The following is a 25,461-nucleotide window of genomic DNA, read 5'->3' on the forward strand; positions in this document are numbered from 1 at the left end:
TTCTATAAACTCTCAAACACATATTTCATTTCTGTAGCAATTTCTAAACTTCGGTTAAAGTAAGTTTCAGTTTGTTGTGGAGTACCATCAGATTGCTTTGGGTCTTCGTAGGTAACCGCCACACGTTTATCGCAGCCTAAAACCATAGGGCAACCTTGGTCTGCCGATGAACAAGTCATAATGGCTGCAAAGTTTGATGATGGGTTAAACGCGTTTTCATAGCGTTTAGAAAATGTGATTACTGCAGGTGCATTTTCTGAAAATTTTACGCTATAAACGGGGTTTAAACCTTCAGATAATTGATCTATTTTAAAACCTTGGCTTTGCAGCGTTTCACCCACTTTTGGAAACATTGCAGTAGCTTCAGTGCCACCAGAATAACATGTTACGTTATTTATATTAAAATAAGCCGCCATAGTTTGTGCCCATATTTGAGATAAATGGCTTCTTCTAGAATTGTGTGTACAAATAAAGTTTAATCTAACAGGGGCTTTGGCTTCTATTTTTTTCTTTATATAATTAATTAACGGTTTAAGTATTGCTTTTCTTTCTTCGGTAACTGTATTTACATCTAAAGATGCTATAGTTTGTGATATGTTTTCAAATAAGGTATTATTCATAATTTATCTTACCCGTAAAGACAGGAATTTATTTTAATTAGTTTTCTTTTTTAATAGTTTTCTCGCCTTTGCGGGAATAAAAAATATTTATTAATTAACAACAATTACCATCTGGTGAGCAACAAGGTTCGTTATTATTTATACTTGCCTCCATTTTAACATCTTCTTCTGGCACACCACAAATACCTTTGGCTTTACAATCGGTTTTTTCAACAGCTAACTTAAAAATTAAGTTGTTGTTTTTAATTTCAAAATCGTTAACAAAAAGTTGTGCTGTATGAAATGCCGCATTACCGTATTCAAACTTAACTTCAGCGTTTAGGTTGTAAGGTTTAATTTTACCTACTTTTTTAAGTATGCCTTGTGCTTTTAAAACACTCATGTAATTAGGTTTACCTAATTCACTAGGGCTTTCCCAAAGTTGAATAATGGTTTCATTCCAATCATCAGTTTGTGCGCCACAATCAACAGATTCTACAGTTATGTGTTTCACTTCGGTTATGTGGTAATTAGTGCCCACCAACATATTTGGTGCATATTCAAAAAGCAATGCTTTGTCTTGGTTTTGCTCTAAAATGTGTAATAATTCTTGTGTTTTCATAATATATATTTTAACAACAATTTTGTTTTGTATTATTAAAAAATGAGTTTAAATGATTTTGAATCTCGTTCCAACGGTCAATATTTATACAGTAACACATGCTTTTACCTTCAATTTCACCTTTAAGCAAGCCTATACTTTTTAATTCTTTTAAGTGTTGTGAAATGGTAGCCTGGGCCAAACCAATTTCTTCAACCAAATCATTACAAATACAACTATTTTGCTCACTTATATATTGAAGAATAGCCACACGTGCCGGATGCCCCAATACTTTAAAAAACTGTGCTAAATCATTTTGCTGCTGTGTAAATATTTGTGATTTTGTAATTCCCATAACTCATATAAATTATATATTGCAATATTACGATAATGTAATTAAATAAAAAAGTCAAAATAATAAAATTTTGACTTTTTATGTATTTATAAAGACTTAAACCAATCTTGAAAAAACTTTCCAATAACCGGTGTTTCTTTCTTTTCTCCGCCTAATGCACCTACTAAACTCATAATCCAGAAAACAATAAGTACAAGATTTAAAATCCAGCCAACTACTGGCACAAACCATAATACAAAAGAGCAAATCATAAGTCCTAACATTTGCCTAATGTAAAATGAAGCAAGTTCAGTTTTATTGCCATTATTCATTACCAAAGCAATAATCCATCCTATTAAAGTAATGTGGGCAATTATTGCTACATTTTTACCATCACTTAATACTTCTTTGGCATCATTTGTAAACTCTTTAGCTGTTTCTTTGGCGTCATCAGCAAAATCTTCAGCTTTATCTGCTGCTTTTTTTACGCCTTCTTTAGCATCGCCTAACATATCGTTTAGGTCGTCGCTTAAATTTTTTTCATCAGACATGATATAAAATTGTTTAAATGGTTAGTGTATAAATTTATAAATTAAAATTTATTTTATACTACTTGGTGTTTTAATTTTTTCATATTACTATTTAATAGGTTATTGTTTATTAACTAAATAGCATAACAAGCCCACCAATAGTAGTTATAATAATTATAAAACGCCTATAGTTTGTATTTGAAATTAGTTTTACCAATTTTACACCTAAAAAGAAACCAATAACTACCGCTGGAAATAAGCAGGCGTTTAGAGTAAGTGATTGCACAGATACCGTTTTCCAAACAAAAAAATGAAACGGTAATTTAAATACATTTATAATAAAAAATAACCAAGCCGCAGTACCAATAAATTCATTTTTTGGTAAACGCATAGCTAAAAAATAAATGTTTGAAATAGGGCCAGCTAAATTGCCTATCATGGTTGTAAAGCCAGCCATAAACCCCATTGAATACGAAAATGCTTTGTTATTTGGTATGTTGTTGCTTTTTTGGCGTTCTAAAAACAACATAATACCTATAGAACTAATAATTATAAGTGCCATTATACGTTTAAAAACAATTTCAGAGATAGTATCGCCCACCCAAACGCCTACTAAAACACCCAAAATCATTGAAGGCAAAAGCATTTTTATAAATTTCCATTGCGTATGGCGGTTGTAATAACTAACTGCCAAAACATCTGCACTTATTAACATTGGTAATAATACACCTGTTGAAGCTTTTTCGCCAAAAACAAATGCCAACATTATAACTATTACTATGCCAATGCCTTTTATACCAGATTTTGAAGCGCCTAAAACAAAAGCTGCAAAACCAATGGCTATCCATTTATAAACCGATAAATTATACTGCTGAAGAATATCTAGCATGCTAAAATAGGTAGTTAAAATATATTACCATACTTACTATAAACTATAACTAAATTTCATAGATTAATTTTAATTATTAAAGTTTTTGCTTTAGCACCCATGTTTAATATTTATTTTTTTATTGCAGATTCATAAATTTCAATCCACTCTTTACAAGTTATTTTTTTGACTAATTGGGTAATCAAATCAAACGGAATATCATCCATGTTTTTAAACCTAATGCAACTTTTACCCATATCTAATTTACGCTTACTGTGTTTAGGGTATTCTGCAACAAACCAATCATGCAATTCCTTTTTTGCATAAATACCGCTATGGTATAAATTTACAGAATTCTTCTGTGATGCAAAACTCATAAAAGGTAAAGGTTCTTTTGGGTTACAGTGATAGCCGTCTGGATATACCGTATGCGGTACAAAATAACCTATCATTTTATATTGCATTCCCTCTTTAAAGCCTTTTGGTAAATTATCATTTATAACTTGTCTTAACTTTTTTAAAATAACTTTACGATCTTCGGATACTTGGTTTATGTAATCTTCTGGAGAATTAGCTTCGTATTGCATCACTTAATTTTTAAACGTGCTGATCTAGCAAAATAGCATTTCCATCAGGGTCTAAAAGCATTGCGCTTGCAGGACCTTTGGTGTTATCATCTGCTTCATTTATAAGTGCTATTTCATTATTTTTTAAATGCTTTTGAATATCTCTAACGTCGGTAAAATTATCAAGCTTATTTGCGCTTTCATCCCAACCAGGATTAAACGTTATAATGTTACTTTCAAACATGCCTTGAAATAAACCAATTAGAGCATTTCCGTTTTTCATAATGAGATATTTTTTTTCAATATCACCTGCAAAAACAGTAAACCCTAAATGCTCATAAAAATCTTTTGATTTATAAATGTCTTTTACACTTAAACTAATAGAAAACGCACCTAATGTCATAATTTAAAATTTAGAAAAGCAGAAATTAAGCAAGACGTTGGGTTGATGTTAAAGTTAATAAACTTCTTGTTACGATTCTAATTATAAATTGGAATCACTCAAAGTAACAAACTTTTCTTTAATTTTATCTACAATAGTTTGCGCCAATTTTTCATTGCTTTCAACCGTCCAACCAGCAACATGCGGTGATAACAAAACATTTTCTGCTTTTATTAAATATTGAAATGCTTCAGGCATTTCAGTAGAAAATAAGCTTTCAAAAGATGCTTTTTCATACTCTAAAACATCTAAACCAGCACCTAAAATTTTGCCTGTTTGTAATGCCAAAACCAAATGTTTAGTAACAACACTTTTACCGCGGGCAGTATTTATTAACCAAAACGGTTTTTTAAATGCATTAATAAAATCTGTATTTACCATATTTAACGTTAATGATGTTTGTGGTGTGTGTAAACTTAAAACATCAACGTTTTCTTGAAGTTGCTGTAAACTTACCTGTTTTGCGTTTTCGTCGGCTACATGATTTTTAATATCATAGCATAAAACCTCAACATCAAAACCGCGTAATTTTTTTGCAAATGCTTTGCCCATATTACCGTAACCAATAAGTCCAACGGTTTTACCATCTAACTCAATGCCTCGATTTTCTTCGCGAAGCCATTTGCCAGATTTTACTTCGGTATTGGCTTTATTCAATTTATTAAATAATGATAGCAACATGCCTAATGAATGTTCTCCAACAGCATTTCTATTACCTTCGGGTGCAGAAATTAGGTACACGGCTTTTTTTGCAGCATACTCACAATCTATATTTTCTAAACCGGCACCAACTCTACCAATAAATTTAAGGTTTTTTGCAGCATCTAAAAATTGTTTATCAATGGTAAATCTGCTTCTAATAATAATACCATCATATTCTGAAATTTTTTTTTCAACTTCAGCTTTTGATGCGGTATAATCTTCATAATTAGTAAATCCTAAATCTTGTAATTGATTGATTAAAAGTGGATTATTAGTATCTAAATGAAGAATTTTCATAACTAAAATGTTATATGAATTTGAGGCAATTTAACATCTAAAAAATTAAAACCCTAAAATAAGTTTTGCAATATAAAAGAACAGGAAAATACCAAAAATATCGTTACTTGTTGTAATAAAAGGCCCCGTTGCAATGGCCGGATCAATACCACGTTTATCTAAAATAATGGGCACAAAAGTACCTATTAAAGCCGCTATAATAATTACAGACATCATTGAAATAGCTATAGTCATGCTGAAATTAAATTGCATGTCCATTACATAACCAAAAAGTATTACCAAAATGCCTAAAACGGCACCATTTATAAGGCTTAAACCTACTTCTTTTAACAGCCTGCTTAAAAGGCTACCTTTAACAATATCATTAGCTAAACCTTGTACTATAATAGCGCTAGATTGCACACCTACATTACCGGCCATGGCTGCTATAAGTGGTGTAAAGAAAAAGAGTTCTTTATAACTGTTTAGGGCTTCTTCATAACCTTCCATAATGAACACACTGCCTAAACCGCCAAATAAACCTAAAATTAACCATGGTAAGCGAGCGCGTGTTAGTTGCCAAATACTATCATCGGCCTCAACATCTTTTGATATACCTGCTGCTAATTGGTAATCTTTATCTGCTTCTTCTTTTAAAACATCAACAATATCATCAATGGTAATACGGCCTAAAAGCACTTTGTTTTCATCGCTTTCAACTACTGGTATTGCCTCTAAATCATACTTTGCCATAATTTTGGCAACCTCTTCGGCATCTTCGTTTACATTTACATAATCTACGCTAGAAATGTAAATGTCGGCTATTTTTTGTTCGCTTTTAGCGGTAATTAAATCTTTTAATGATAAACGCCCAATTAAACATTCTTGTTTATCAACTACGTAAATGGAATGTACGCGTTTTACATCTTTAGCTTGCCCACGAATTCTGCGTAAACAACCTGCAACCGTCCATGTTTCATATACTTTTACAAGCTCTTTTGCCATTAATCCACCGGCAACGTCTTCATCATAGGCTAAAAGCTCTGTAATTTCGGCTCTGTGGTCTTCATCTTCAATTTGATCTATTACAGCTTTTTGGCGCTCTTCTGGTAATTCTGCAATCATATCTGCAGCATCATCAGTATCTAACTCTTCAATTTCTTCAGCAATTTCTTTTGCAGATAAATTTTTAAGTACCTTTTCACGGTTGTCTTCGTCAAGTTCCATTAGAATATCTGAAGTTGTTTCAGAATCTAATAGTTTAATGACGTACATGGCCTGGTCTAAATTAAGTTCATCTAGAATTTCGGCAATGTCAGCATAATGGAAGTCATCCATTAAAGCTTTAAGTTCTTTATCTTTTTTAATTTCGATTAGTAACTCAACCTGCTCTAAAAGTTCATCGGTTAACTGAAATTGTATGTTTTCTTTTTCCTCTTGCATATATTTCTGATGAAAATAGAAATCACTTTGTGTGATGTTTATTCTTGATCTTTTTCAATAAGCAGCGTAAGTTCTATAAACGCTTGAACTGGTAATTGCTCTGGCCGCTGGCCAAAGATAGTATTTGCTTTTAAATTATTAGATAAATTGAATGTTTTTAAACTGTTACGAAGTGTTTTTCGGCGTTGTTGAAATGCTTGTTTTACTACTTTAAAAAAAAGGGCTTCATTACATGGCAAGGTAAATTCTTTTTTTCGTGTAAGCCTTAAAACACCAGAATCTACTTTTGGTGGTGGATTAAAAACCGTTGGTGGTACCGTAAACAAATACTCGGCATTATAAAATGCTTGGGTTAAAACTGAAAGAATACCGTAAACTTTACTGCCTTCTTTTGAGCAAATACGTTGTGCTACTTCTTTTTGAAACATGCCTGTAAACTCTGGTATTTGATGACGATTTTCTAACGTTTTAAATACTATTTGTGTTGAAATATTATACGGAAAATTGCCTGTTATGGCGTAAGGTTGATTGTTAAAAACTTCAGTTAAATTATATTTAAGAAAGTCTTTTTCTAAAATTCTTGGTGCTAAATTTAGGTAATTAGCTTGCAGGTATTCAACAGATTCTGTATCAATTTCAATAACATATGTTTCAACATCTTTTTGTAATAAATACTTTGTGAGTACGCCCATGCCCGGACCAATTTCTAACACTTTTTTATAGCCATTTAAGGTGAGAGTATCGGCAATTTTTTTTGCAATATTTTCGTCTTTTAAAAAGTGCTGACCTAAATGTTTTTTTGCTTTTACCGTCATTGGGCGTTTGGTTTTTAATTAGGGTTTATGTTCACAAAATACTCGTCTACCATTTCTAACTCTGTTCTAAAAGCTAACATTTTATCGGCAAAGCGCTTTAAGCCATCGGCTCTCAACCGTGGTGCGTCTTGTTTGTAATAATCATTTAAAGCCTCGCGTGAATAGGCTCTGTATTGTATAGAATAGGTTATGCCGCCCATGGCTTCTTCAACCAAAACACGTGTTAGTGTGGCTTTATCAAATTTGCCTGTTGCCAGTACTTGCGGTATATGTTCTTTTATCCATACTAACCATTCATCATGAATAGATGCATCTATATTTGCTGTTACGTTATAAATTATCATAATTATAAAAAATTCAAAATTCTTATAAAAAAGCTTTAAAACAATTAGTTTTAGTAACCTTTATTAAAGCACAAAGGTATGGTATTGATTTTGGAATTTGGTTTTTGCCTTTTGGAATTTAGTTTATAGCGTCGCCACGTAAGGTTCTGTAACGTTTTCTGGCTTCAATAAAGTAAATACTATCTGCGTGATTAAATATAATTTGCTCATACAGTGTTTTTGCCTTTTCGGGTTGGTTTAGCTGTTTTTCATAAATTTGAGCTAAGTGAAAATAGGCATCGTCAACCAAAATACCATCACTGTAGTTTTTTATGAGATTTTCAAAATTAGCTACCGCTTTTTCTATTTGGTTTTTATCTTTAAATAATTGCCCTTGTTTAAACAAAGTTTGTGCAATTATTGGCTCGGTTTTATGGTTGTTTAAAATTGTGTTTAAAACGGTTATTGCTTCATCTTTTTTATTTTGAAAGGCCAACAAATCGGCCTTAGCGTACAATTTTAATGCTGTTTGAAGTGAATCTTCGTATTTATTATCTGAAATTAACAACTTTAAATCTAGTGCATCATTGGCTATTAGCTGCGATGTTGACGATTTTAGAATTTTTAACTGAGACTCTGCCCATTTAAAATCGCCTTTATAATAACTAGCTTTTGCAACCCTAAAACGTGCCTCTTGTGATATGGTACTATTTTTTAAATTACGTTGTATTTGGGTGTAATAAATAAGCGCTTGATTAAACTTTTCTTGTAACACTAAAATATCACCTAACTGCAATTTTACTTGTGCTTTTTGCATTTGCGAAATAGGTAACTCTAATGTTTTTTCTAAAAAACTGGTGGCTGCTTTGGTATCATTTTTATAAAACGCTAAAAAATGACCGTAAGCTATTTGCAGGTTTAAGGTTTGCGAAAATTTACCAAACTCATCAAAAAGCTTTAAATACTTATTATTTATATCATTATAATTGTTGGTGTTGCCAAATTTAGTTTCTAACTGTAATAAAGTGTAATGCGCATTTAGCTTTGTATCTGCATCTTGGGCAGTGGTTATAATGTAGTTAAGTATTTGGGTGGCTATTTCAATATCATTATCATTTACAGCAATTAAAGCAAGTTCTAAAATTCTATCTAAACTTTCGGGTTTACGGTTAAAAATGGCCTTTTCTTGTATAAACGCTTTATTAAAATCTTTTTGCTGAATAAACAACCAACTTAATAACTGATTCCAAAGTACGTTTGGTTCTTGTTGAAGTTTTTTTAGTAAGGTTTTTCTAAAAAGTGTGTTATTAACATCATCACCACTTTCACCTAAAAATTCATTTATTCTACGTTTAATATCGGGCAAAGCAGCAGGATTTATTTGTGTGAAATTTAAGTAACTATTAAACATTTTTTCAATATGTCCCTGCTCTCCATATAATTGTGCCAACTGTATACTAAAATTATAGCTGCTGTTAAGTTCCATAGCCTTTTCATAAGCTGTAATAGCCTCGTTTAACAAGGCATGGTTTTGAAATGCTCTTGCTACAGCGTATACATGGCTTGGTCTTTCATTTATAAAATTTAAGGCTTCTTGGTAATATTGGTTGGCTTTTTCTAAATTGTTTTTTAGTTGAAAATTGTACCCTAACTCTACCAAAAATGCTGGATAATTTTTTTTTGCAATTAGTTTTAGTAAAAAAGTTTCAGCCTCATCAAACTGTTCTAATTGCTGATGCGTTTCAATTATTTTATAAATATAGTTGATGTTTGAAGTACTTTGCGCATATAACTTTTGGTATTCATGCAAAGCTTTTTCATAATGCCCTTTTTTAAAATAATTTAAAGCCAAGGTTTCATCTTGTGCAAACAAGCTGGCAGAAAACATTAAAAATAATACCAAAAACAATCTCATGTTGTAAATATAATAAATGGCATGCTAGTACTTGTAAATATTATTATAAACCTTAAGGTTTAGTTTAGCATTTAAAAACAAAAATGCCCGAAAAATACATTTCGGGCATCCTAACCAACCAAAAATAAATGTTCCATTAACTACCGTTACGTTTAAAAAACAACAGTTTGTTAAGATTCAGGACATTTTAGTTATAAAAATTTTAAAATCTTGGAAATAATTAGCAACTATTTTTTTGCGTAGGCCGTTACGTTATTTTCTGATTTATCAATTTTAAAATCTGAAAATAACACCTTTCCTGCAAAAAATACTAAGGCTATTAAAATGATTATGCGCTTTAAATTTTTCATGGTTAGTAGGTTGATAGATTTGGTATAGCTAACTTCTAAAATAAATATAGAAAGACAAAAAAACCTACTAAAAAATCGTTAAACAGCATGATTAAAATGCATTTCACCGATAAAAACAAAAAAACCCACTAAAAAAGTGAGTTTTTTAAGTCAAAAAATTTTTGATTTTAATTAATTATTTTGAAACCTGTATAAGGCTGTAAAACTTCTGGTATTACAATACCTTCTGCGGTTTGGTAATTTTCTAAAATACCAGCCAACACTCTTGGTAATGCTAATGAGCTGCCATTTAAAGTGTGTGCCAATTCATTTTTACCTTCGGTATTTTTAAACCTTAACTTTAAACGGTTAGCCTGAAATGTTTCAAAATTAGATACTGATGAAATTTCTAACCATCTGTCTTGTGCTGTTGAAAACACCTCGAAATCATAGGTTAAGGCTGATGTAAATCCTAAATCGCCACCACAAAGTCTTAAAATTCTGTACGGCAATTTAAGTTCTTGTAAAATGGTTTTAACGTGTGCTACCATACCATCTAAGGCTTCGTAAGATTTTGTTGGATGTTCTACACGTATAATTTCAACTTTATCAAATTGGTGCAACCTATTTAAACCTCTAACATGTGCGCCATAGCTACCAGCTTCTCGCCTAAAACAAGGTGTGTAACCTGTAATGGTAACTGGTAATTCTGCTTCGTTTAAAACCACATCTCTAAAAATATTGGTTCCTGGTACCTCGGCAGTTGGTATTAAATATAAATTATCGGCAGTTACGTGGTACATTTGCCCTTCTTTATCGGGCAATTGGCCTGTGCCTAAACCAGATGCTTCGTTTACTAAATGAGGTAATTGAAACTCTGTGTAACCTGCTTGTGTGTTTTTATCTAAAAAATAACTAATTAATGCACGTTGTAACCTAGCACCTTTACCTTTGTACACCGGAAAACCAGCGCCTGTAATTTTATTACCAAGTTCAAAATCTATAATATCATATTTTTTAGCTAATTCCCAGTGCGGTAATGCGCTTTTGTGTAAAACAGGAATATCGCCTTCTTTAAAAACCTCTTCATTATCTTCATCTGTATTTCCTTTAGGCACAATGCTGTTTGGCACATTAGGAATTTTATACAGTAATTCATTTAAAGCATTGGTGGCATTGTTTAAATCTTCGGCTAATTTTTTTGAAGCTTCTTTTAACTGGCCTGTTTTTGCTTTTATTTCATTGGCTTTTTCAACGTTTCCGGACTTATAAAGCATACCAATTTCTTTTGATAATGCGTTAGATTCTGCTAAGGTATTATCCAATTCTGTTTGAATGCGTCTTCTGTCTTCGTCAAAAGAGATTATTTGGTTTATATCTTGCGTTGCATCAATGTTTCGTTTAGTTAAACGCTCAATAACCAAATCTTTGTTTTCTCTAATAAAAGGTACTTGTAACATACGTTGAAAAATTTAAGCGACAAATTTAGGAAATTACTAATTTATTTAGTCTTGTTTTGAAGGTAAAATCCAGCTGTTGTGCTTAAAAGTATGCCAACTGGTGTTTGCTAAATCTATTTCAGAATTTATTAACGGTTGTAAAGGTTTGCCATTTATACTTACTTTACTGGTTACAAATACTGAAATATGTTGCCCTTCGTTTTTATATTTCTTTTTTAAATATTGTGAAAACTGCCAAATAAAATCTGGCTTTGTACTAGCATTATGTTTTTGTTTTCTTGTTAAATAATCGTTTAAATTAACAATCATAGAGGCTCCTGTATCATTATTTTTAATGCGATACGTTGCGTATCCGCCGCGGCTACGTAGCATCATTCGCCATGATAAACGGTGGCCTTCTTCGGTCCATAAAACATCATCTTTAATAAAATGATGGCGCAATGGTAGCGCTATTTGAATTATAAAATAAATACTGAAAACTGACAATAAAATATTTTTATATGATGGTACTTTTATGATATTATCAGTATAAAATAGTTTCTTTTTTAAAAATAACTGCTGAATAGTTTTTGGCTCAAAAAAGAACAACGAAAATGCTAATGATAAATACGGAAATATGCCTATTTGAAATATAAATGAATTAAATAAATGAAAGAAAATAGATATTACAAAAACGTACTTTCTGGTTGGTTTAAATAGTAAAAGTGGTATAATAAATCCGTCAAACAAAATACCACCGTAACTTAACACGTAATGCAACCATTTTTGCTGCAGAAAACTACCCACAACAGGGTAACTTTCTTTAGATTTCATAAGTAATTCTAAAACGCTAGTGTTTAACCAGTCTGGATATAATTTAGCCACCGAGGCATAGGTATAAACTATTAAAAGTTGTACAACAAAAACCCATTTACACCATAATGGCATTGAAACGCTTTTTATACTTGGGTTTTGTTTAACATCAAAAGAAGCATAGGTATTTGCTGGTAAAAAAACCATGATACAACTTAACAACATTAACAAATAATAATGATTGTTGTATGATGATTTTTGCATAAAATAAGTACCAGCCCACATAAGTGCAAAGGCAAACATGCTAAACCTGTATTTGTAGCCAACCATAACAAGCAGCCCAAAAACACCCATAATAATGTAGTAAAAATACATACCATTTCCGGGGAGCGGTTGCAACCAATCAAACCCAATAAAAGAGAATGTAAACTTGGGGTCTATAAGCGTGGTTTTTACCCAACCTGTAAAAACAGCACCAACCGATTCTAAAAAACATAACAGCCCAAATATTATTCTAAAAATTATAAGTGCACTGTTATCAATATGTTTAAATAACCATGTATTAACCATGTTTAGTTGCTATATAATCTTGTGCTATTTGCTTGTCTTTGTTTAATTGTGCTTTTAGAGCTTCAACAGATTCAAATTTTTGCTCATCTCTTAAACGCTTTAACATTTCAATTTTTACAGATGTATTATAAATATCTTTACTGAAGTTGAAAAAATGCACTTCAATAGTTTCTTTACTACCATTTACAGTTGGGTTTGTACCAATATTCATCATACCAAAAACCATGTTATTATCAATAGTAGCTTTTACTATGTAAGCGCCTTGTTTTGGTATAAGTTTGTAAGTTTCTTCAATATGTAAATTGGCCGTAGGATAATTTAATTGCCTACCTAAACCTTTGCCTTTAGTTACTGTGCCACATAGCATATAATTATAACCTAAATATTGGTTTGCTTTTTCTATTTGGCCTTCTACTAATGCTTTTCTAATTTTTGTGGAGCTTACTGCAACATCATCAATATCTTGTACTGATATTTCTTCAACATTAAAATTGTACTGTTCTCCAAATTTTTTTAAATCGTTAATATCGGCTCTTCTATTTCTTCCAAAACGGTGGTCATAACCAATAATTATTTTTTTAGCATTTAGTTTACCCAATAATAATTTTACAACAAAATCTTCGGCACTAAGTCTAGAAAATTCATGTGTAAATTCTTTTACAAGTAAGTGGTCTATACCTGCGGCTTCTAAAATACTACGTCTTTCTTCAATAGTATTTATTAATTTAATATTGGCATCTTTTTGTAATACCATTCTTGGATGCGGAAAAAACGTTAAAATAACCGATTTTAAACCTTCTATTTTTCCTGTATTTACAAGCCTATTTATAATTTTTTTGTGGCCAATATGCACACCATCAAACGTACCAATAGTAACTACGGTTGGTTCACTAGATTTGTATGCTGCTATATTTTTTACTTCACTCATTTATAGAGCTTAATTGTTATATTAATTTAAAAAAGCTAGATTTGTTTAAAAAATTGCCCTGTACAACCTTATGAAAACAAAACTACATTATGTTTTTTCAATAGCAATGGTTTTAACAGCATTTTCAGGATTTGCGCAAACATATTCTTGGGAAAAACTAAAAAACATTGAAAACACTTCAACCCTATCTAAATTAGAAATAAACCAAGATAATGCTCATTTATTTAGCTTAAACAGAAACCATTTTAACAAAAGTATTGCTAATGTTGCTTTAAGGTTTTCTACTAAAAAAACACAAAATACAACCATACGCATTCCAGGAATTAACGGCTCTTTAGAAACGTTTACCATTTTTGAAGCGCCAGTTTTTGCACCAGAACTGGCTGCTAAATTTCCTAATATTAAATCATACATTGGTTTTAGCGCAAATAATTCTGGAGCAAGATTACGCATGAGTGTTTCGCCCAATGGTGTTCAAACCATGATAACTTATATAGATAAGCCCAATGTATTTATGCAACCTATTACAAAAAACTCAAACCAATATGTGTTGTACAGTAAAAATGATCATAAAGGATTATCAAATAATTTAGAATGTAAAACCTTTAGTGCATTAAATAAATTAGCAAAATCTAACAATAAAACTTCAAAAATTAATGAAAGTGGCGCTAATAACCAAACACTTCAAAAATTTAGAATAGCTATTTCTGTAACTGGCGAATATACCGCATACCACGGTGGTACTGTAGCCAATGCTTTGGCGGCAATAAATACAACACTAAACAGAGTAAATGAAGTTTTTGAAACCGATATGGCTATAAGGTTTGAACTCATTGCTAATAATGATGCCATAATTTACACCAATGCTAACACAGACCCGTATTCAGAGTCTAACACAGGGGTTGATGGTGCTTGGACATCAGAAATTCAAAATACACTAACAAGTGTTATTGGTGAAGCTAACTACGATATTGGTCATTTATTTGGAGCTTCGGGCGGCGGCGGAAATGCTGGTTGTATTGGCTGTGTTTGTATAAACAACCAGAAAGGAAGTGCATTTACATCGCCATCAAACAATGTTCCTGAAGGTGATTTATTTGATATTGATTTTGTTGCACATGAAATTGGGCATCAAATGGGTGCCAACCACACATGGGCTTATGAAAGCGAAGGAACTGGCGTAAACTCTGAACCCGGAAGTGGCTCAACCATAATGGCATATGCAGGTTTAGAGGGAGCAAATAACGTTGAACTAAGTGGCGATGATTATTTTCATTATCACAGTATAAAACAAATTCTTGATAATATTACTACCAAAAGTTGCCAAACTACTGAAGGTATTGCTAACAACCCACCAAGTGCCAATGCAGGTAATAATTACAACATACCCAAAAGCACACCTTACATTTTAAAAGGAAATGCTACTGATGCGGACGGTACCGATAACTTAACTTTTTGCTGGGAACAAATAGACAATGGTGTTACCAATTTTTTAAATTTTGGGCCCTCATTAACCACTGGTTCTATGAACCGATCTTTACCACCAACTAGTAATCCAGATAGGTATATTCCTAATTTTAATAGTGTTTTAGCTGGAAATATTGAACAAACAGACCCTACGCTTGGTAGTGATTGGGAAACAGTTGCTAGTGTTGCACGTACTTTAAATTGGGCTTTAACCGTTAGAGACCGTGCACCTAATAATGCTTCGGGCGGACAATCTAGTTACGATACCATGCAAATAACCGTTGAAGATGTTACACCTTTTAGTGTTGAAAACCCCGTGTCTTGGGCTCAAGGTAGCACACAAAATATACAATGGATTGTTGGTGAAACTAACAACGCTACTATTAATTGCCAGAATGTAAATATTCTTTTATCTACTAACGGAGGCACTACGTTTGATACCGTAATAGCAACAAACACACCAAACGACGGTTCTTTTACCTACAATGTTCCTGCAATTGCAGATACTGATAATGCTAGAATTTTAATTGAAGCTGCAGATAATATTTTTTATGATGTATCTGATTTTAATTTTTCAATATCAACAAATCCAGATTTTTTTATTGTAAATGAAACTTTATCACCTATTGAGTGTAACGCTACAAGTGTAACGTATACTTTTAATTATGAAGCTGTAAACGGTTTTAACGAAACCACTACCTTTAGCGCATCAAATAATCCATCAGGTAGCAGCGTTAGTTTTTCACCAGCTAGCATGACAAACTCGGGCAGTGTTACCATGACCATTAACGGACTAAACAATACACCACAAGGTAATTACTCAATCACTGTTATTGGCACATCAAGTTCAATAACTAAAAATACAAATTTCAATCTGCCTTTTTATAACGGCTTGTGCGAATCTGTTGCCAATACAGAATATAACACTAGCACCACATTTGTGCAATTTAACACCATAAATCAAACATCAGGTAAACCAAATGGCTATAGTGATTATACTAGTATGTCTACAGATATAAACAGAAATGACACTTACAATTTAACAGTTAGGGTAAATACCGATGGTAATTTTACCACCAACACCCACGTTTGGATAGATTGGAACCAAAACTGTAGTTTTGATGATGCTGGCGAAACATACAATTTAGGCGATGCTACCAATGTGGCTGATGGGCCTACCCAAAATAGTAGCCTACCTATTTTAGTACCAAACAATGCTTTAATAGGCAATACTATTATGCGTGTGTCTACTAAATTTAAAGATGATGGTTTGCCAACAGCTTGTGAAAATGGTTTTGATGGTGAAGTTGAAGATTATACTATTAATGTGGTTGGCTCAAGTGATTCCTTTGATACATCAATAACCTTAGTAAACTTCAATACTATAAATCAGGCATCAGGAAAGACATCAAATTACTCAGATTTTACTGATGTTTCAACTACAGTTAATAGAGATTCTGAATATCAACTAACAGTAAATGTTAGCACCGAAAGAAACTTTACTAGTATAACTAAAGCGTGGATAGATTGGAACCAAGATACCATATTTTCTGAAGATGAAGCTTATAATTTAGGCGCTGCTACCAATGCCTCAAATACGCCTACAAGCAATTCACCTTTCACAATACAAATTCCTATTAATGCTGTTTTAGGCAACACTATAATGCGCGTTGCAACTAGTTATCCTGGTGGTTCTGGCACTATTGAGCCTAGTGCAACCAATAACGATGTTGATGGTGAAACTGAAGATTATACCATAAATGTAATACCTACTATGAGTATTGAAAATGGTGGTTTTGAAAATGTTATATTGTACCCAAACCCTAATAATGGTATATTTACAATAAGATTAAACGGCGCACTTTCTCGCCCAATTACTGTTGAAATATTTGATATTAGAAACCGATTTATTTACAAAAAAACCTACAATACAGGTGGTGATTTTGAAGAAAACACGTTACTAAAATATCCTCAAGCAGGTATGTATTTTGTAAATATTTCTGATGGTATAAAAAAGGCTACCAAAAAAATTATTGTTAGGTAAAGTAAAAAAATAATGCTTTTATTACTTTCCGTTGAAGGTATTCATGGTGTTGCTTACGCCCGCTAAAACAAATGATTTTATTAACTCGGTAGATTTTTGTAATCGTTCGTTTAATTTACTCATTTCATCATCATTCCATTCACCTAAAACATAATCTACTTGTCTGCCTTTACTAAAAGCATCACTTATACCAAACCTAAAACGGTTGTAAGCAGTTGTATTTAATTTTGCTTGTATATCTTTTAAACCATTATGGCCACCATCACTCCCTTTAGTTTTTAGCCTTAAGCTACCAAAGGGCAAGTTTAAATCATCTGTAATAATTAGTAAATTTTCTAAAGGCACTTTTTCTTTTGTTAGCCAATACAATACTGCTTTTCCGCTTAAATTCATGTATGTGCTTGGTTTTAAAAATATAATGGTACGCCCTTTTAACCTGTATGAGGTGACGTCACCTAATTTATCGGTTTGAAATGTTAAATCTTCATTTTTCGCAAATGCATCTAACACTTTAAAGCCTATGTTGTGGCGTGTGTTTTCATATTTCTCTCCTATATTTCCTAAGCCTACTACTAAAAATTTTTTCATCTCGTTTTGTTCTTCAACAATAAAAGTGCTTTGTCTTTTTTTTAAAAAATTGAAAATAAATTTACACATTACATGTTACAAATTTGCGTAAAAATAAAAAAGCATCCTGAAAACAGAATGCTTTTTGTTATTTATAAGTTTGCTACTTATGCTTCAGCTGCTGGTGCTTCTGCTGCTTCAGTTGCTTCATCTTCGTCTTCATCTTCAACATCTACAGATGCTCTAGAACGTCTTACTTGGCAAACAACAGTGTTGTCTGGGTGCATAAATTTGTATGCATCATTTTCTAAAGTAGTTATGTATAATTTACCACCAATTTTTAAAGGCGTAATATCTGCCTCAATAAAATCTGGCAAGTTAGCTGGTAAAGCTTTAACTCTTAAACTACGTTTGTTTTTACGTAAAACACCACCATTTTTAACACCTCTAGAGTTACCAACAAATGTTACAGGAATATCCATAGTAATTTCTTTATCATCAAATAACTGGTAGAAATCTATGTGTAAAATTCTATCTGTTACAGGGTGAAACTGAATATCTTGTAAAATAGCATTGTAAGTTTCGCCGTTATCTAAAGTAATTACAACTGTATGCGCATTTGGTGTGTATACCAAATTAGAGAAGTCTAACTCTTGTGCTGCAAAATGCACTGGCTTGTCTCCTCCGTATAATACGCAAGGAACCTGTCCAGCATTACGTAAGGCTTTAGTTGCTTTTTTGCCCACGCTTTCTCTTTGAGATCCGTTGATTGTAATCGATTTCATTTTTCTATTTAAAATTTAATTAATATTCTCTTTTTTTATAATGCTTGTTAAAACATTACATTACAAATGTTGAACTAATAGAGCTATTGTTATGTACTTTTTTCATAACATCGGCAAATAAATCTGCACAACTTAACACTCTAATTTTTTCGCTTTCTTGCGTTAATGGTATAGAGTCTGTTACTATTAATTCTTCTAATTTTGATGCCTTTAAATTATCATAAGCTTTACCTGATAAAATTGGGTGTGTACAAATGGCTCTTACACTTAAGGCGCCACGTTCCATCATTAAATCGGCTGCTTTTGTTAATGTTCCTGCGGTATCAACCATATCATCAACAAGCACTACATTTTTTCCTGTAACATCACCAATTAATTCCATATGTGAAATTACGTTAGCTTTTGCGCGTTGTTTATAACAAATTACAACATCACTTTTTAATGCTTTTGAATATGAATAAGCTCTTTTTGAGCCACCCATATCTGGTGATGCTATTGTTAAATTATCAAGATTTAAACTTTGCAAATACGGTAAAAATATAGTTGAAGCAAACAAATGATCAACTGGTTTTTCAAAAAAACCTTGTATTTGGTCTGCGTGTAAATCCATTGTAATTATGCGGGTTGCTCCTGCTGCTTCTAACATTTTAGCCACCAATTTTGCTGCAATTGGCACTCTTGGTTTATCTTTTCTGTCTTGTCTTGCCCAACCAAAATACGGCATAACCGCTGTAATATGTCTTGCCGAAGCACGTTTAGCAGCATCTATCATTAACAACATTTCCATAAGGTTTTGTGGCCCCGGATTTGTTGAACCTATTATAAATATTCTGGCGCCACGAATAGATTCTTCATATGATGGTTGAAATTCACCATCACTATATGTAGAGGTTATTACGTTACCTAAATCTTCGCCAAAAGCCTTAGCTATTTTCTTACCAAGAACTTCGCTTTGTGTACAGGCAAATATTTTGGCTTCGGTATTTACAGTAGGCATAGTTAATGTGTTGTTTTATAGTGTTTAAGCTACCCGTTTTTTAACGAGGTGCAAATTTATACATTTATTTTAACCTATACGGCATTATACCTATAATTTTTGTGGTTAATATTGAAAAAAAACCTATTTTTGCTCTCCTTAAACGCTCAAGTGGCGGAATTGGTAGACGCGCTGGATTCAAAATCCAGTTTCTTCGGAAGTGTGGGTTCGATTCCCACCTTGAGTACAAACTAAAAAAAGCTTCATTTTTATAATGAAGCTTTTCATTTTTTGTAATATCAATTAAAATTTACTTAAAGGTTTAAGTTGTGTTAAATAACAACAAAGCCATAAAACTAATTTTAACAAAACCACCTGTTTTACTATAGTTTCCAAGCTTCAAGTTTCTTCAAAGCTAAGTTTAAGTTCAAAAGCATACAACCGTATTCAAAAGGTTACTAAAACATTTTTGTTAAATAATTGCCAATAAATAAATACTTTTAGATTTACAAAAACCATGATTAAACCAAACCTCAACAGGTTTAATTTACCAACTAAACACTAAATTTTGTATTACATAGGATTAGATATTGGCAGCTCTTCTGTAAAGGTGGCGCTAGTAAATGCTGCTACAGGCAAAAACATATTAAGTTTAAACGAGCCTGAGAATGAAATGGAAATTTTGGCACTACAAAACGATTGGGCAGAACAAGACCCCAATATGTGGTGGCAATATGCTTGTAAAGCCATAAAACGTGTTATTGCCGAAACAAGTATTAACCCCTCAAAAATATCAGGCATTGGTATTTCTTACCAAATGCATGGTTTAGTTATTGTTGATGAAAATGGAAATTCGCTTAGAAATTCTATCATTTGGTGCGATAGTAGGGCCGTTGCCATTGGAGACGCTGCCCATAAAGATTTAGGCGAAGATTTTTGTGCTGAACATTTACTAAATTCTCCTGGAAATTTTACCGCTTCAAAATTAAAATGGGTAAAAGACAATGAGCCTGAGATTTACAAGAAAATTTATAAATACATGTTACCCGGTGACTATATAGCTTACAAACTAACAGGCAATATTGTTACCACAAAAAACAGTTTATCTGAAGGTATTTTATGGGATTATAAAAATGATTCATTAGCTGAATCTTTGTTAAACTATTATGGTATTGATAAAAATTTAACTCCAACAATAGTTGAGAATTTCACCAACCAAGGTGAAACTAACAAAAAAGCTTTTGAAGATACAGGAATTCCTGAAGGCGTACCCGTTAATTACAGATCTGGAGACCAGCCAAACAACGCACTATCGTTAAACATTTTTAACAATGGTGAAGTTGCTGCTACTGGTGGAACATCGGGTGTATTGTATGCGGTTTCAAACACCTTAAAATCTAAAGAATCTTCAAGAATTAATCATTTTACACACGTAAATTACACTAAAAATAACACAACTGTTGGTAAGCTTTTATGCATTAACGGTTGCGGTATTATGTACCGCTGGCTCAAAGATAATATTGGCATAAATTCATACGAAGCCATGAACAAAAAAGCTGCTGAGGTCGCTATTGGCTCTAATGGCGTTGCCATTATTCCCTTTGGAAATGGTGCTGAGCGCATGTTAAACAACAAAAATGTAGGTGCCCATTTTTTAAACTTCAACCTAAACCTTCATAACAACGCCCATTTATGTAGAGCAGCTTTAGAAGGTATTGCCTTTGCTTTTGTTTACGGCATGGAAATTTTAAAAAATGATAATGCTGAAATCAATGTAATTAGAGCGGGTAATGATAATTTATTTAGAGCTGAAATTTTCTCAAAAACCGTAGCCACTCTAATTGGTCATGACATTGAAATTTACAACACCACAGGTGCTGTTGGTGCTGCAAGAGCTGCAGGTTTAACCGATGGTGATTTTGAAAAATTTGGTACTTACACTACAGAGAATGATTACGTAATGACCTATAAACCTTCTGAAAACAAAGCGCCATATCTAGAGGCTTACGAAAACTGGAAAAAAGAATTAGAAATTATATTAAAGAATAAATAACAATGGAATACTTTAAAGGCATTAATGCTATTAAATACGAAGGAAAAGAATCTGATAACCCTTTAGCGTTTAAATATTATAATCCAGACCAAGTTGTGGCTGGAAAAACAATGCGTGAGCATTTCAAATTTGCCATTGCTTACTGGCATACATTCTGCGGGCAAGGTGCAGACCCATTTGGTCCTGGAACACAAAATTTTGCTTGGGATCAGGCTTCAGACCCTATTCAAGCGGCTAAAGACAAAGCTGATGCTGCTTTTGAATTTATTTCTAAAATGGGATTTGATTATTTCTGTTTTCATGATTTTGATTTAGTTCAAGAGGCTCCAACTTTAGCTGAGTCTGAAAAAAGACTTCAAACTATTGTTGAATATATTAAAGAAAAACAAGCCGAAACTGGTAAAAAATTACTTTGGGGTACAGCCAATTGCTTTTCTAACCCAAGATATATGAATGGCGCCGCTACCAACCCAGATTTTAATGTGGTGGCTAGAGCAGGCGCACAAGTAAAATTAGCTCTAGATGCTACTATTGCCTTAAACGGTGAAAACTATGTGTTTTGGGGCGGAAGAGAAGGCTACATGTCGCTTTTAAACACCGATATGAAACGCGAACTAGACCACATGGCACAATTTTTAACCGTAGCTAAAGATTATGCTCGTAGCCAAGGGTTTAATGGTACATTTTTTATTGAACCAAAACCAATGGAACCAATGAAACACCAGTATGATTTTGATGCTGCTACAGCTATCGGGTTCTTAAAAGAATATGGCTTAGACAAAGACTTTAAAATGAATATTGAAGTAAACCATGCCACATTAGCGCAACACACATTCCAACACGAATTAGAAGTTTCGGCAGCAGCGGGCATGTTAGGAAGTATTGATGCTAACCGAGGCGATTACCAAAATGGTTGGGATACAGACCAGTTTCCAAATAACATTCAAGAAACTACAGAGGCTATGTTAGTATTCCTTAAAGCTGGTGGTTTACAAGGTGGTGGTGTTAATTTTGATGCTAAAATTAGAAGAAATTCAACCGATATGGAAGATGTTTTCCATGCTCATATTGGTGGTGCAGATACCTTTGCTCGTGCTTTAATTACTGCAGATAAAATAATTTCTTCTTCTCAATACAACAACTTAAGAACTAAAAGATATAGCTCTTTTGATTCTGGTAAAGGAAAAGATTTTGAAGCCGGAAAATTAGACTTAAAAACGCTTTTTGATGTTGCCAAAGAAAATGGTGAATTACCATTAACTAGCGGTAAACAAGAGTTATTTGAAAACATTATTAACCAATATATATAATTATGAGCACAGTATTAGAAGGTTTAGATTGGGTTGTTTTAGGTATTTACTTTTTAGCACTTGTTGGAGTTGCTGTTTGGGTAGTATTACAAAAAAACAAAAACACCGAAGATTATTTTTTAGCCGGAAGAAATGTGGGTTGGTTTGTAATTGGTGCCTCTATTTTTGCCTCTAATATTGGTTCCGAACATGTTGTTGGTCTTGCAGGTACAGGATTTGAATCTGGTACACCCATGGCCCACTACGAACTTCATGCATGGATAGTATTACTTCTTGGTTGGCTATTCTTGCCATTTTATATTAGAAGTGGGGCTTTTACCATGCCAGAATTTCTTGAGAAACGATTTGACGCACGTTCACGTTGGTTCTTATCTGTTTTCTCTTTAGTTGCTTATGTGTTAACAAAAGTATCGGTAACCATATATGCCGGTGGTATTGTGGTTTCTGAATTATTAGGAATTCCATTTTGGTATGGCGCCATAGGCATTGTAGTTTTTACAGGTATTTATACTGTAGTTGGTGGAATGAAAGCTGTAATTTACACAGAAACTTTACAAACGGTTATACTAATTCTAGGCTCTATAATTATTACCTTTTTAGGATTACAAGAAGTTGGTGGATGGGGACAATTACGTGAAACTGTAACATCTGTAAGTCCAGATCATTTTAATATGTGGCGCCCTATGAGCGATCCGCAATTTCCATGGACAGGGCTTCTTATTGGAGGAACAATTGTAGGTATTTGGTATTGGTGTACAGACCAATATATTGTACAACGAACCTTAGCAGCTAACAACATAAAAATTGGTAGACGCGGTGCTATTTTTGGTGCTTATTTAAAATTACTACCTATTTTAATTTTCTTAATACCTGGTATTATCGCATTCGCTTTATCAATTCAAAATCCTGAAATGTTTTCTGTTGAAAAAGCAGATAGAGCATTTCCTATGCTTGTAAAAACACTTTTACCAGTTGGTTTAAAAGGTTTAGTAGCTGGTGGTTTAATGGCTGCTTTAATGAGTTCGTTAGCATCAGTATTTAACTCATGTTCTACAATTTTCACAATAGATATTTATAAAAAATTAAAACCAAACATGACCGAAGCTAAATTGGTTAAAATTGGACAAATTGCCACTGGTTTTATTGTTATTTTAGGAATTATTTGGATTCCTATAATGGAAAAAATTGGTGGAGGTGTTATGTATCAATACCTTCAAAATGTACAATCATACATTGCGCCGCCAGTAACAGCCGTTTTCCTTTTAGGTATTATTTGGAAACGTGTAAATGCCAAGGCTGCAATTACAACACTTTTAGCTGGCTTATTTTTATTAATTCTGCGTTTAGGTTCCGAAATTTATTTTCAACCGCAAATTGCTGCTGGAGAAGAATTGAGCAATATTATGTATGGTTTTGCCACTATTAACTTTGCTCATATGGCCATATTTATGTTTATATTTTCTGTGATACTTTGTATAACGGTAAGTTTAGCAACAAACGCTCCAGATTATAAGGCTATTGTTGGCTTATCTTTTGGTACACTTACTGAAGAACAGAAACAAGAAAACAAAGGAAGTTATGACACAATTGACATTGTGTTATCTATAATATTAGTTATTCTGGTAATTGGCGTTTTAAGCTATTTTACAGGGTAATTATTTTTTGTTAATTAAGTTTTTAAAAAGCCCTGTTAGTATTATTCTAGTAGGGCTTTTATTATTTACATTAATTTTTTTGTGCTCTGGCGTTCAATTAAACTGGTTTTAACCACTTTGGTTTCAAAAGGCATTTCGGTGGTACTTTCTAATCTTTTTATTAGCATTGTGGCAGCTGTTTCGCCAATATATTTAGCATGCTGACTAATAGTTGTTATTTTAGGTGATACATATTGTGGTAATGGCCCATTAGTAAAACAGATAATAGATAAATTTTCTGGTATTTGGTATTTCATACGTTTTACCAATTCTAATGATTGTACGGCGCTACTTTCTTCTAAACACAACAACCCATCAATAGTTTTATCGGCTAGAACAATTTTCATGGCAGTTTCAAAATCTTCATTTTTACCAATTTTCACAATAAGTTTAGGGTCAACAGCTATATTATTTTCAATTAGTGCTTGTTCATAACCTTGCGCTCTTAGTTTCCCTACGCTTAAATTATCAATTACAGATATTAAAGCAATACGCTTGCAACCAGTTTTTATTAAATGGTTGGTAGCATGACGCGCACCTTCAAAATCATCAACAATAACTTTATCGCATGCAATTTCATCTGTAACACGGTCAAACATTACCAAAGGCACGCCTTCATTTATTGCATTTTTTAAATGTTGATATTGCTCTTTTTCTTGTGTTTCTTCGGCTAAAGAAATTATAAAACCATCTAACGTGCCATTTTTTAAAAGCTCCATAGTTTTAAGTTCTTTTTCATGTGATTCGTTTGATATACACGAAATTAAACTATACCCTTTTTCGGCAGCTTTTTCCTCAATACCTACAAATACTTTGGCAAAAAAGTTATTCATAATATTGGGTATAATTACGCCAATGGTTTTTGTTTTTTTATTAAGTAAACTAAGGGCTACGCTATTAGGCTTATAGTTATGAGCCATGGCGTATTCTTGTATTTTTTCTTTAGTTTTAGCACTAATTTCATAGCTATCATTTAATGCTTTTGATACCGTTGCTATAGATACTTCAAACTCATTAGCTATATGCTTAAGTGTAATGCGCTTCTTCATTTTTAAAATAGAAAAGTAGGCTA

General features: G+C 32.7%; 24 protein-coding genes and 1 tRNA gene. 5 read left to right on the top strand and 20 right to left on the bottom strand.

Annotated features, from left to right (window positions below):
• Nucleotides 1-2: 2 nt before the first annotated feature.
• From ACXAG4_RS04375 to ACXAG4_RS04450, 16 genes are all read right to left on the bottom strand, one after another.
• Complete coding sequence (locus ACXAG4_RS04375; protein ID WP_475294851.1) at nt 3-620, bottom strand: arsenate-mycothiol transferase ArsC; 618 nt, start codon at nt 618-620, stop codon at nt 3-5.
• A 94-nt stretch (nt 621-714) separates the two neighbouring features.
• On the bottom strand, nt 715-1,221 hold the full coding sequence (locus ACXAG4_RS04380) for a DUF6428 family protein (protein WP_475294852.1): 507 nt from the start codon (nt 1,219-1,221) through the stop codon (nt 715-717).
• Nucleotides 1,222-1,231: 10 nt separating this feature from the next.
• Entirely contained in the window at nt 1,232-1,555 is a 324-nt protein-coding gene (locus ACXAG4_RS04385; protein WP_475294853.1) for an ArsR/SmtB family transcription factor, read from the bottom strand.
• 86 nt (nt 1,556-1,641) lie between these two features.
• Entirely contained in the window at nt 1,642-2,085 is a 444-nt protein-coding gene (locus tag ACXAG4_RS04390; protein ID WP_475294854.1) for a YtxH domain-containing protein, read from the bottom strand.
• Nucleotides 2,086-2,194: 109 nt separating this feature from the next.
• On the bottom strand, nt 2,195-2,953 hold the full coding sequence (locus tag ACXAG4_RS04395) for a sulfite exporter TauE/SafE family protein (protein ID WP_475294855.1): 759 nt from the start codon (nt 2,951-2,953) through the stop codon (nt 2,195-2,197).
• A 110-nt stretch (nt 2,954-3,063) separates the two neighbouring features.
• On the bottom strand, nt 3,064-3,519 hold the full coding sequence (locus tag ACXAG4_RS04400) for a DUF1801 domain-containing protein (protein ID WP_475294856.1): 456 nt from the start codon (nt 3,517-3,519) through the stop codon (nt 3,064-3,066).
• A gap of 10 nt (nt 3,520-3,529) precedes the next feature.
• The gene (locus ACXAG4_RS04405; RefSeq protein WP_475294857.1) at nt 3,530-3,901 is read right to left on the bottom strand and encodes a VOC family protein; all 372 of its coding nucleotides are present in this window, start codon (nt 3,899-3,901) and stop codon (nt 3,530-3,532) included.
• An 81-nt stretch (nt 3,902-3,982) separates the two neighbouring features.
• Nucleotides 3,983-4,939, bottom strand: coding sequence for a 2-hydroxyacid dehydrogenase (locus ACXAG4_RS04410; RefSeq protein WP_475294858.1), 957 nt, complete (start codon nt 4,937-4,939; stop codon nt 3,983-3,985).
• Between the two features lie 45 nt (nt 4,940-4,984).
• Nucleotides 4,985-6,361: a magnesium transporter gene (gene mgtE, locus ACXAG4_RS04415; RefSeq protein ID WP_475294859.1), complete on the bottom strand. Its 1,377-nt coding sequence runs from the start codon at nt 6,359-6,361 to the stop codon at nt 4,985-4,987.
• Between the two features lie 38 nt (nt 6,362-6,399).
• The gene (gene rsmA / locus ACXAG4_RS04420; RefSeq protein WP_475294860.1) at nt 6,400-7,176 is read right to left on the bottom strand and encodes a 16S rRNA (adenine(1518)-N(6)/adenine(1519)-N(6))-dimethyltransferase RsmA; all 777 of its coding nucleotides are present in this window, start codon (nt 7,174-7,176) and stop codon (nt 6,400-6,402) included.
• Between the two features lie 14 nt (nt 7,177-7,190).
• Nucleotides 7,191-7,520, bottom strand: a complete 330-nt coding sequence (locus tag ACXAG4_RS04425; protein ID WP_475294861.1) for a DUF4286 family protein — start codon at nt 7,518-7,520, stop codon at nt 7,191-7,193.
• Between the two features lie 118 nt (nt 7,521-7,638).
• Nucleotides 7,639-9,414 (bottom strand): tetratricopeptide repeat protein, encoded by a 1,776-nt coding sequence (locus ACXAG4_RS04430; protein ID WP_475294862.1) that lies wholly within the window; start codon nt 9,412-9,414, stop codon nt 7,639-7,641.
• Between the two features lie 227 nt (nt 9,415-9,641).
• Entirely contained in the window at nt 9,642-9,764 is a 123-nt protein-coding gene (locus ACXAG4_RS04435) for a hypothetical protein (protein ID WP_475294863.1), read from the bottom strand.
• A gap of 167 nt (nt 9,765-9,931) precedes the next feature.
• Complete coding sequence (gene serS / locus ACXAG4_RS04440) at nt 9,932-11,203, bottom strand: serine--tRNA ligase (protein ID WP_475294864.1); 1,272 nt, start codon at nt 11,201-11,203, stop codon at nt 9,932-9,934.
• A gap of 45 nt (nt 11,204-11,248) precedes the next feature.
• On the bottom strand, nt 11,249-12,565 hold the full coding sequence (locus ACXAG4_RS04445) for an HTTM domain-containing protein (RefSeq protein ID WP_475294865.1): 1,317 nt from the start codon (nt 12,563-12,565) through the stop codon (nt 11,249-11,251).
• Nucleotides 12,558-13,493: a bifunctional riboflavin kinase/FAD synthetase gene (locus ACXAG4_RS04450; protein WP_475294866.1), complete on the bottom strand. Its 936-nt coding sequence runs from the start codon at nt 13,491-13,493 to the stop codon at nt 12,558-12,560. Before ACXAG4_RS04450 ends, ACXAG4_RS04445 begins: the two co-directional genes overlap by 8 nt.
• Nucleotides 13,494-13,563: 70 nt before the next feature.
• On the opposite strand from ACXAG4_RS04450, the gene ACXAG4_RS04455 reads away from it, so the two are divergent.
• The gene (locus ACXAG4_RS04455) at nt 13,564-17,004 is read left to right on the top strand and encodes a reprolysin-like metallopeptidase (RefSeq protein WP_475294867.1); all 3,441 of its coding nucleotides are present in this window, start codon (nt 13,564-13,566) and stop codon (nt 17,002-17,004) included.
• Between the two features lie 21 nt (nt 17,005-17,025).
• Here the strand turns inward: ACXAG4_RS04455 and pth are convergent, their stop codons facing one another.
• The 3 genes from pth to ACXAG4_RS04470 form a co-directional block, all read right to left on the bottom strand.
• Nucleotides 17,026-17,592: an aminoacyl-tRNA hydrolase gene (gene pth, locus ACXAG4_RS04460; RefSeq protein WP_475294868.1), complete on the bottom strand. Its 567-nt coding sequence runs from the start codon at nt 17,590-17,592 to the stop codon at nt 17,026-17,028.
• Between the two features lie 146 nt (nt 17,593-17,738).
• Complete coding sequence (locus ACXAG4_RS04465) at nt 17,739-18,356, bottom strand: 50S ribosomal protein L25/general stress protein Ctc (protein ID WP_475294869.1); 618 nt, start codon at nt 18,354-18,356, stop codon at nt 17,739-17,741.
• A 55-nt stretch (nt 18,357-18,411) separates the two neighbouring features.
• A complete protein-coding gene (locus tag ACXAG4_RS04470) occupies nt 18,412-19,353 on the bottom strand; it encodes a ribose-phosphate pyrophosphokinase (protein ID WP_475294870.1) in 942 nt (313 codons plus the stop codon).
• 144 nt (nt 19,354-19,497) lie between these two features.
• On the opposite strand from ACXAG4_RS04470, the gene ACXAG4_RS04475 reads away from it, so the two are divergent.
• The 4 genes from ACXAG4_RS04475 to ACXAG4_RS04490 all read left to right on the top strand — a co-directional run bounded on the left by ACXAG4_RS04475 (nt 19,498) and on the right by ACXAG4_RS04490 (nt 24,350).
• A tRNA-Leu gene (locus tag ACXAG4_RS04475) sits at nt 19,498-19,579 on the top strand.
• 321 nt (nt 19,580-19,900) lie between these two features.
• Nucleotides 19,901-21,385 carry a xylulokinase gene (locus ACXAG4_RS04480; RefSeq protein ID WP_475294871.1) on the top strand — a complete coding sequence of 495 codons (1,485 nt, stop codon included), beginning with the start codon at nt 19,901-19,903 and terminating at the stop codon, nt 21,383-21,385.
• Between the two features lie 2 nt (nt 21,386-21,387).
• On the top strand, nt 21,388-22,695 hold the full coding sequence (xylA, locus tag ACXAG4_RS04485; protein ID WP_475294872.1) for a xylose isomerase: 1,308 nt from the start codon (nt 21,388-21,390) through the stop codon (nt 22,693-22,695).
• A 2-nt stretch (nt 22,696-22,697) separates the two neighbouring features.
• The gene (locus ACXAG4_RS04490; protein WP_475294873.1) at nt 22,698-24,350 is read left to right on the top strand and encodes a sodium:solute symporter; all 1,653 of its coding nucleotides are present in this window, start codon (nt 22,698-22,700) and stop codon (nt 24,348-24,350) included.
• A 65-nt stretch (nt 24,351-24,415) separates the two neighbouring features.
• Here ACXAG4_RS04490 and ACXAG4_RS04495 read toward each other — a convergent pair whose 3' ends face one another.
• Nucleotides 24,416-25,438: a LacI family DNA-binding transcriptional regulator gene (locus tag ACXAG4_RS04495; protein ID WP_475294874.1), complete on the bottom strand. Its 1,023-nt coding sequence runs from the start codon at nt 25,436-25,438 to the stop codon at nt 24,416-24,418.
• Nucleotides 25,439-25,461: the final 23 nt, after the last annotated feature.

It is taken from the genome of Seonamhaeicola sp. ABD4_175 (assembly GCF_056160885.1).

Coding starts and splice junctions, on each gene's coding strand:
- serS (WP_475294864.1), bottom strand. CDS start 11,203: ATGTTACAAGTACCTTTTATTAGAGAAAACAAAGATTTGGTTATTGAG.
- ACXAG4_RS04405 (WP_475294857.1), bottom strand. CDS start 3,901: ATGACATTAGGTGCGTTTTCTATTAGTTTAAGTGTAAAAGACATTTAT.
- mgtE (WP_475294859.1), bottom strand. CDS start 6,361: ATGCAAGAGGAAAAAGAAAACATACAATTTCAGTTAACCGATGAACTT.
- pth (WP_475294868.1), bottom strand. CDS start 17,592: ATGAAAAAATTTTTAGTAGTAGGCTTAGGAAATATAGGAGAGAAATAT.
- ACXAG4_RS04410 (WP_475294858.1), bottom strand. CDS start 4,939: ATGAAAATTCTTCATTTAGATACTAATAATCCACTTTTAATCAATCAA.
- ACXAG4_RS04435 (WP_475294863.1), bottom strand. CDS start 9,764: ATGAAAAATTTAAAGCGCATAATCATTTTAATAGCCTTAGTATTTTTT.
- ACXAG4_RS04400 (WP_475294856.1), bottom strand. CDS start 3,519: ATGCAATACGAAGCTAATTCTCCAGAAGATTACATAAACCAAGTATCC.
- ACXAG4_RS04390 (WP_475294854.1), bottom strand. CDS start 2,085: ATGTCTGATGAAAAAAATTTAAGCGACGACCTAAACGATATGTTAGGC.
- ACXAG4_RS04495 (WP_475294874.1), bottom strand. CDS start 25,438: ATGAAGAAGCGCATTACACTTAAGCATATAGCTAATGAGTTTGAAGTA.
- ACXAG4_RS04430 (WP_475294862.1), bottom strand. CDS start 9,414: ATGAGATTGTTTTTGGTATTATTTTTAATGTTTTCTGCCAGCTTGTTT.
- ACXAG4_RS04455 (WP_475294867.1), top strand. CDS start 13,564: ATGAAAACAAAACTACATTATGTTTTTTCAATAGCAATGGTTTTAACA.
- ACXAG4_RS04395 (WP_475294855.1), bottom strand. CDS start 2,953: ATGCTAGATATTCTTCAGCAGTATAATTTATCGGTTTATAAATGGATA.
- ACXAG4_RS04425 (WP_475294861.1), bottom strand. CDS start 7,520: ATGATAATTTATAACGTAACAGCAAATATAGATGCATCTATTCATGAT.
- ACXAG4_RS04465 (WP_475294869.1), bottom strand. CDS start 18,356: ATGAAATCGATTACAATCAACGGATCTCAAAGAGAAAGCGTGGGCAAA.
- rsmA (WP_475294860.1), bottom strand. CDS start 7,176: ATGACGGTAAAAGCAAAAAAACATTTAGGTCAGCACTTTTTAAAAGAC.
- ACXAG4_RS04375 (WP_475294851.1), bottom strand. CDS start 620: ATGAATAATACCTTATTTGAAAACATATCACAAACTATAGCATCTTTA.
- ACXAG4_RS04385 (WP_475294853.1), bottom strand. CDS start 1,555: ATGGGAATTACAAAATCACAAATATTTACACAGCAGCAAAATGATTTA.
- ACXAG4_RS04470 (WP_475294870.1), bottom strand. CDS start 19,353: ATGCCTACTGTAAATACCGAAGCCAAAATATTTGCCTGTACACAAAGC.
- ACXAG4_RS04490 (WP_475294873.1), top strand. CDS start 22,698: ATGAGCACAGTATTAGAAGGTTTAGATTGGGTTGTTTTAGGTATTTAC.
- ACXAG4_RS04450 (WP_475294866.1), bottom strand. CDS start 13,493: ATGAGTGAAGTAAAAAATATAGCAGCATACAAATCTAGTGAACCAACC.
- ACXAG4_RS04380 (WP_475294852.1), bottom strand. CDS start 1,221: ATGAAAACACAAGAATTATTACACATTTTAGAGCAAAACCAAGACAAA.
- ACXAG4_RS04445 (WP_475294865.1), bottom strand. CDS start 12,565: ATGGTTAATACATGGTTATTTAAACATATTGATAACAGTGCACTTATA.
- xylA (WP_475294872.1), top strand. CDS start 21,388: ATGGAATACTTTAAAGGCATTAATGCTATTAAATACGAAGGAAAAGAA.